Origin of the sequence: Embleya scabrispora DSM 41855 (genome assembly GCF_000372745.1) — a bacterium.
Classification (GTDB): Bacteria; Actinomycetota; Actinomycetes; order Streptomycetales; family Streptomycetaceae; genus Embleya; species Embleya scabrispora.
Window position 1 is genome coordinate 1 of record NZ_KB889625.1, and the last position, 4,080, is coordinate 4,080.

The following is a 4,080-nucleotide window of genomic DNA, read 5'->3' on the forward strand; positions in this document are numbered from 1 at the left end:
TTCGACTTGATCGACCCCAACCACAACGGCCGACCCTCCGGACGATCCTGCCCATACGTCGCCAACAACGCCTGCGCCTCGATCGGATCACCCAGGGTGGTGCCCGTCCCGTGCGCCTCCACCACGTCCACGTCGGCCGATGCCAGCCCGGCACCCGCCAACGCCTGCCTGATCACCCGCTGCTGCGCCGGACCGTTGGGCGCGGTCAACCCATTCGACGCACCGTCCTGATTCACCGCCGAACCCCGCACCACCGCCAACACCCGGTGCCCGTTGCGGCGCGCATCCGACAGCCGCTCGACCAGCAACCAACCGACGCCCTCCGCCCACCCCGTACCATCCGCCGCCGCCGCGAACGATTTGCACCGACCATCGGCGGACAACCCGCGCTGCGCGCTGAAGTCGATGTAGGTCTCGGGAGTCGCCATCACCGCGACACCCCCGGCCAGCGCGAGCGAGCACTCCCCCGCCCGCAGTGCGTGCGCGGCGAGATGCAGGGCGACGAGCGACGACGAGCACGCGGAGTCCACGGTGACCGTCGGGCCCTCCAGACCCAGGGTGTACGCGACTCGACCGGACGCGATGGCGCCGGCACTGCTGTTGTGCGCGTAGTCGTGGTACATCATCCCGGCGAACACGCCCGTTCGGCTCCCGCGCAACGAGGCCGGGTCGATGCCCGCGCGTTCCAGCGCCTCCCACGCGGTTTCCAGCAGCAGCCGCTGCTGCGGATCCATCAGCAGCGCCTCGTTGGGACCGATGCCGAAGAAGGCGGAGTCGAACTCCCCGGCGCTGTGCAGGAATCCACCTTGCTTCACGTACGTCGTGTTCGGCCGCAGCCCCTCCGGGTCGTAGATCCGCTCGATGTCCCAGCCGCGGTCGGTCGGACACTCGGTGACCCCGTCCCGTCCTTGCGCGACCAGTTGCCAAAGACTCTCCGGCGAGGTGACACCCCCGGGAAAGCGGCAGGACATGCCGACGATCGCGATCGGTTCGCGGATCGTCGCCACGAGTTCCTGGTTGCGAGTGCGCAACAACTCGGTTTCCTTGAGCGACGCGCGAAGCGCCGCAACCAGCCTCGCGTCGGAACTGCTCATCGCCGGATCACGCTTCCTGAATCGCGTCGTCGGGACCGAAACCCTCGAGTGCCATGCTGATCAAGCTCTCGGCGTCCATCTCGTCGATGGACTCCTTGGGTGCCGAGACATCGGTGTCGAACCCCAGCCCCGGGTCGGCGACTCCGGCGAGCTCCAACAGCCGGTCCATCAGGCCGGCATCGCGAAGTCGCTGGAGTGGAATGCTCCGCAGCGCGTCGTGGAACCGATCGCGGCCGGCCGTGGTTTCGGCGTCGGTCTCCGAATCCGGCGCGAGTTCGGTCCCGATGTGCTCGGCCAACACGAGCGGGTTCGCGTAGTCGAAGACGAGCGTCGACGGGAGCCGGAGGCCGGTGACCGCGTTCAATCCGTTTCGGAACTCCACTGCGGACAGCGAGTCGAAGCCCAACTCGGCGAACGCCCGATCGGCATCGATCGCCTCGGCGTCGGCATGGCCCAGGGTCGCCGCCGCCTGACTGCGGACGACGTCCAGCAGGGCATCGTTGCGGTCGGCCGGTGACAGCCCGTCGAGACGCCGACGCAACGTCGCCCCCGCATCCGAACGCACCACGACCGAGCGGCGCGACGGGCCGCCGCGCGCGAGACCGCGTAGCAGGCTCGGGAGTTCCGCACTCGACAGCGCGTCCGGATCGAACCGAACCGGTGCCAGGGCGGCTTGGTCGAGGGTGGTCGCGGTGTCGAAGAGGGCGAGGCCCTCCGCCACGGTCAGCGGCAGCACACCACCACGTGCGAGCCGCGCCCGATCGTCCGCGGCCAGGGAGCCGGTCATGCCGCCGTCGGTGTCCCACAGCCCCCAGGCCAACGACAAGGCGTGCCGACCACCCGCCCTGCGATGGGCGGCCAAACCGTCCAGGAACGCGTTCGCCGCCGCGTAGTTGCCCTGGCCCGCACCGCCCAGCACACCCGCCGCCGAGGAGAACAGGACGAACGCCGACAGGTCCATGTCCTTGGTCGACTCGTGCAGATTCCAGGCCGCGTCCGCCTTCGGACGCATGACCGTGTCCAGGCGCTCGGGAGTGAGCGAAGAGATCACCCCGTCGTCCAGCACTCCCGCCGCGTGCACGACACCGGTCAGGGCGCGACCCGTCAACAGCTCGGCGACCGCTTGCCGATCGGCGACATCACACGCCACCACCTCCGCCTCGGCGCCCAGCTCCGACAGCTCGGCGACCAGCTCCGCCGCGCCCTCGGCCGCCGGGCCACGCCGACTCGTCAGCAACAGCTTGCGCACGCCGTACCGCGTGACCAGATGCCGCGCGAACAGCGCACCCAACGTGCCGGTGCCACCGGTGATCAGCACCTCGCCATCCGCGCCGAACGGGGCAACCGAGTGCGGGAGCTCCTCGGCCGGCACCCGCGCCAATCGCGCCGCGTGCGCCACGCCGTCGCGCATGACGACCTGCGACTCGCCGGAGCCCACGACGGCGGGAACGTCCACGTCGCCACCAGCGTCGAAGTCCGCGAGCACGAACCGCCCCGGCTCCTCCGACTGGGCCGACCGCACCAGACCCCACACCGCGGCAGCGGCGAGATCGGTGACGTCCTCCCCCTCCAACGCCACCGCGCCGCGCGTCACCACCACCAACGTCGCGTCCGCGAATCGCTCTTCCACCGACCACGACTGCACCGCGTCCAAGACCCGGAGGAGGGCGGCGCGGACGGCCGCAGGCCCCGAACCACCCGACACGGGCAGCACCACCACGTCCGGAACAGCCCCACCGGAGTCGAGTTCGTCCCAACCGATCGCGTGGACATCACGAGGCTCGGACGCGACCTTGGTCCAGGTCAGCTGATGCAGCGCGTCGTGGTGACGCGATGCGGCCGTGGCGAATCCCTCCGGCGCGACCTCGCGCAGAGTCAGTGACGCGACCGACGCCACGGGCAGCCCCACCGTGTCCGCGATCCGCAGGGACACCTCGCCCGCCCGCAACGGGATCACCCGTACGCGCAGCGCCGAGGCCCCGGAGGCGTACAGCTCCACGCCGGACCAGGAGAACGGCAACGCCGCCTGCGCGCCCGTCGCCCCCGACAACGCGATGGCGTGCAACCCCGCGTCCAACAATGCCGGATGCAACCCGAACCGAGCCGCCTCGGTCCCCGCCCGCTCCGGCAGGACGACCTCGGCAAAGACCTCGTCGCCCAGCCGCCAGGCCGCTCGCATGCCTTGGAACAACGGACCGTATTCCAGCCCGGCTGCCGCCAACTCCGGGTAGAAGTCCGTCAGATCGACCGCCACCGCGCCCGCCGGCGGCCAAGAGCTCGGCCCGAAGGACGGCTCCTCCTGCTCGACGGCCGACAGCACGCCCGTGGCGTTCCGCGTCCAGGCGGTTTCCGACGCCCGGTCGGGGTGCGAGTACACGGTGAGCGCACGTCGTCCGGTCTCGTCGGCACCGCCGACCACCACCTGGAGCTGCACCGCCTCCTGCCCCGAAAACACCAGCGGGGCCTGAAGCGTCAGCTCCTCCACCCGCCCACAACCGACCTGGTCGCCCGCACGCAGGGCCAGCTCCACCGTCGCCGCACCCGGCAACAGCACCGCATCGCCCACCTGATGGTCGGCCAGCCAGGCATGTGTACGCACCGAGAGTCGGCCCGTGAACATGACGCCGTCGGACTCGGGCAGGGGCACCATCGCGCCCAGGAGCGGGTGTTCAGGCGAGTCCAGGCCCATCGACGCGGCATCTCCCTCGGCGAGGGCCGTCAACCAGTAGCGCTCATGCCGGAACGCATACGTCGGCAGTGCGACCCGGCGGGCACCGCGTCCGGCGAAGAACGCTTCCCAGTCCACCGCCGCGCCGCTCACATGCAGTTCGCCCACGGCCGACAGCACGGTCGCGACCTCTGGCCGGTCCTTGCGCAGCGCGGGGAGCACGACGACATCGTCGTCGCCCACACACCCGCGCACCATCGCCGACAACACGCCGTCCGGGCCGAGTTCCACAAACCGGGAAACCCCGCGCGACCGCAG

General features: G+C 70.8%; 2 protein-coding genes. Both read right to left on the reverse strand.

What is annotated here, in order from left to right:
• A partial coding sequence (locus A3IC_RS0113365; protein ID WP_020550558.1) for a beta-ketoacyl synthase N-terminal-like domain-containing protein occupies nucleotides 1-1,094 on the reverse strand: 1,094 nt, incomplete at its 3' end.
• 7 nt (nucleotides 1,095-1,101) lie between these two features.
• On the reverse strand, nucleotides 1,102-4,080 hold a 2,979-nt coding region (locus A3IC_RS72505; protein WP_040876572.1), incomplete at its 5' end, for a type I polyketide synthase.